At 36.0% G+C, this 3,743-nt stretch carries 3 protein-coding genes; 2 read left to right on the forward strand and 1 reads right to left on the reverse strand.

Going from position 1 to position 3,743, the window contains the following annotated elements:
- The first annotated feature begins 1,255 nt into the window (after positions 1-1,255).
- Positions 1,256-2,599 (forward strand): adenylosuccinate lyase, encoded by a 1,344-nt coding sequence (gene purB, locus ACU1LP_RS19325; protein WP_445737086.1) that lies wholly within the window; start codon positions 1,256-1,258, stop codon positions 2,597-2,599.
- 9 nt (positions 2,600-2,608) lie between these two features.
- Entirely contained in the window at positions 2,609-2,800 is a 192-nt protein-coding gene (locus ACU1LP_RS19330; protein ID WP_445737087.1) for a hypothetical protein, read from the forward strand.
- A gap of 330 nt (positions 2,801-3,130) precedes the next feature.
- Here ACU1LP_RS19330 and ACU1LP_RS19335 read toward each other — a convergent pair whose 3' ends face one another.
- On the reverse strand, positions 3,131-3,673 hold the full coding sequence (locus tag ACU1LP_RS19335; protein WP_445737088.1) for a DUF4252 domain-containing protein: 543 nt from the start codon (positions 3,671-3,673) through the stop codon (positions 3,131-3,133).
- Positions 3,674-3,743: the final 70 nt, after the last annotated feature.

The following is a 3,743-nucleotide window of genomic DNA, read 5'->3' on the forward strand; positions in this document are numbered from 1 at the left end:
TAGCTATTTGTGCGAATAGTAGATAATATAAGCGAACGGTTTTCTAATATGTATGCCGAAAGTGCCGTTGTTTTCATACCATCTACGCCGCTCGCACCTTTATTGCGCTCCACTTGTCGCGTTGCCTTAAAAAGGTTTGTAGCTGATAATACCTGTTCAATCATAGATTCAATAATTCGTGTACTCCTGTTGGTTTAAAACTAGGCTAGCTAAGCATCCTAGTCGAATTCCAACGTAATTTAATGTTCTGTCCTTCCTTACCCGTGAGACCTGTACAATTCTTATTGTACCTCGTTTCCTGTAAGTACTATGACTTCTGCTGACTTCTCCAAATAACCAACTCGTAGTTTTGAAGACCTCCCCAGGTAATGGCATCTTCTTTCCCTCAATCGCTGCCGTATCTACATACTTACCCTTTTGGCAATCTTAGGGCGTTACAATGATGTGCTTGCTTACCCGAGTAAATATGCCTCTGTATACGGTTTCTGTTCGTCAGTACCGAGGTTTGTAGTTCCGCTTCCTTCAGATAAAACCTCACGGTTTTCACCCTTGCGACTTACTAATGCTTCAAGACGTTACTCTTGCGCATAAGGGACTTGCACCCTATAGATTAATTATTTACCTTTCAGTAAATAAAAGATGCCCATGCTGGGCACACACAATGGCTATAATTAATACGGGTTTTGGTGCTTAACCCAAAGTTTAGAGCTTTTAATAAAGTCCGCCAAATCAAAAAATTTGGCTTTAGAAATGAAAAGATAAAACAAAATCAAGAAATTTGGCTAAGTGCTTAATCGAAAGTTTACTACTTTTAATTCCCGTACTAACCATAGCCTAACCGTTAATACAAAAACAGGAAAAAGCAAACAGAATCGGAGTCAGAAATGTTAAAATTCCATTAGAAAATTAATTTTAAATTGACAAATTAATTGCTTGCGGATTTAAGGTATTTATGGGTGTACGACAAATTTCACTTTTTCGGAATTCATCCGATAACAAATATGGTTTCCACTAACGCCCCTGAATATGGATGAAAACCTGCGAGATTTAAGTATCTTGTAGGTTTGGGCTCAGAACTTATCCTTCAAGACCTACAAGGTTTTCGATCCCGATTGCCATCGGGACTTGCAGGTCAAGATTCCAGTTTTAGGGAAATTTGTCGTGCACCCGTATTTATAAAACTTCAAAAATCAAAAATCAAAAACGTATCTTTGCATCCCGATAAATATCGGGATCAAAAAAAACCAAACCACACATGTCATTATCATCATTAAACGCCATCTCACCCATTGATGGGCGCTATAGAAATAAAGTAAACGAATTAGCCCTTTTTTTTTCTGAGGAAGCACTTATAAAATACCGTGTTCTGGTTGAAATAGAATACTTTATTGCACTTTGCGAAATTCCGTTACCACAACTTAAAGCGGTAAACACAGGTGTTTTTGATGGTTTAAGAACCATTTACAAAAATTTTACCAGTGATGATGCACTTGCCATAAAAGAGATTGAAAGCGTTACAAACCATGATGTGAAGGCGGTTGAGTATTTTATAAAAGAAAAGTTTGATGCCCTAGGTTTATCTAAATTCAAGGAATTCATCCATTTTGGATTAACGTCCCAAGACATAAACAATACCGCTATACCGTTAAGTATTAAGGAAGCCATTAACGCCGTTTATGTACCGGAATATACCATTGTTTTAAATAAACTAAAAACATTGGCTGAAGATTGGGCAGCCATCCCGATGCTTGCAAGAACCCATGGGCAACCGGCATCTCCCACCCGACTTGGAAAAGAAATTGAAGTGTTTGTGGTTAGATTACAAGAGCAGTTTAATTTATTGAACGCAATACCAAGTGCCGCCAAATTTGGTGGTGCTACGGGCAATTTTAATGCGCACCACGTAGCGTATCCAAAAATTGATTGGAAAGCTTTTGGTGGAAAATTTGTACAGGAAAAGTTAGGTTTGCACCACTCATTTCCAACCACGCAAATAGAGCATTACGACCAGATGGCAGCTTTGTTTGATGCCTTAAAACGTATAAACACCATTATTATTGATTTAGATCGGGATATTTGGACCTACGTTTCCATGGAGTATTTTAAACAAAAAATTAAAGCAGGCGAAGTGGGGAGTTCTGCGATGCCACATAAAGTTAACCCCATCGATTTTGAAAACAGTGAAGGTAATTTAGGAATTGCCAACGCTATTTTTGAGCATCTATCGGCTAAACTTCCATTATCGAGATTGCAACGCGATTTAACCGATAGTACGGTTTTACGAAATGTGGGCGTTCCTTTTGGGCATACTATTATTGGTTTTAAATCGACTTTAAAAGGATTGGATAAATTACTGTTGAACGAATCTAAATTTGCTGAAGACCTGGAAAACAATTGGGCTGTAGTGGCTGAGGCGATCCAAACTATTTTGCGCAGGGAAGGATATCCGAATCCTTATGAGGCATTAAAAGGACTGACCAGAACCCATGCAAAAATAAATAAAAACTCCATTTCCAATTTTATTGATACTTTAGAAGTATCACATACAATAAAAGACGAATTAAAACGTATTACCCCCAGTAACTATACGGGAATTTAAATAAAAAACATGTTGAACGACAAACAGTCATTAATACTTTGCGGGGTTGTAGCAGTTGGTATTTTTGTATCTGGATTACTGGATATTTTGGATAATTATGTTGTAAAAACCATTCTTACCATTATTTTTTTGCTCGTGATAGTCAATTTTTTTATAGTGAATTCCAAATCCAAAAACGAAGGACAAAAGGATTTAAAATAAACAAAAGGTAAAATTTTATTTGTCTGGTCGAGTCTTTCGGCTTCGCCCAAGATAAACTAAAGTCGAGACCTATTTTAAGAATCTTTGAAATAGAAGTTCTCGACTGCGCTACCATTGACAAGTATTTTTATATTTGATTTTCAAATATTTAAATAGCGCTCAAAATTTAAAAACACCCCTAAAGTCCCCTCTAGGGGACAATCCATACTTTTCAAATTTTCAGTTTCAAATTCAATTTAATTGTCAACAATATCGCTTGATAAATTTTTTTATCAGTTGCATCGAACGGACACAATTAATTTAAACCGTTTCTTTTTACGTTAACTTATTTTATTTAAAGAAATTAATAACCTCTTTAAGTTGTTCTTCATCCACATGGGCACTTTGTAAAACACCTACTAAAGTTGCCATCTTTTCCGGACTCATATCATTGCCCAACACCCGAACGATGCCAAAGCCCATTTCTTTAGAGCTTCCAAAAACAATTACTTCTTCGGCATCTTCATCGGTACCAATATATTTCACAACCACTTTATTGCCTTTATCATTAAACTCCATCAAATCTTTATATTTATCATCACTTAAAATAGTTTTAACTTTAGCTATTTCGGCTTTTAAAGTTTCAGCATCTACCTCTCCAGCTTTATAGCCTAAAAAGTTTAATCTGTTTACCGAATTATAAGCTTCTTTTTGCTCTTTGGTAAATTTAGATGCATCAATTTTTAACATGGATATGGGTATATCCTGTGTTATAAAATTTTTAGACTCTTGATGATCTACAAAGTAACGTTGCAAGGTTGCTTTTTCCTTACAGCTTACTAAAATAAGCACGGTAAAAAATGTTAATGCTATATGGTTGATGGTTCGTTTCATGTGTTCATATTATTTCTTTTTTATCGGTCACATGGTTCTTCCATACAATCATTCCCTTGGGTATCGAGAG

The sequence above is a fragment of the Mariniflexile sp. genome (assembly GCF_052728615.1).

Coding starts and splice junctions, on each gene's coding strand:
- ACU1LP_RS19330 (WP_445737087.1), top strand. CDS start 2,609: ATGTTGAACGACAAACAGTCATTAATACTTTGCGGGGTTGTAGCAGTT.
- ACU1LP_RS19335 (WP_445737088.1), bottom strand. CDS start 3,673: ATGAAACGAACCATCAACCATATAGCATTAACATTTTTTACCGTGCTT.
- purB (WP_445737086.1), top strand. CDS start 1,256: ATGTCATTATCATCATTAAACGCCATCTCACCCATTGATGGGCGCTAT.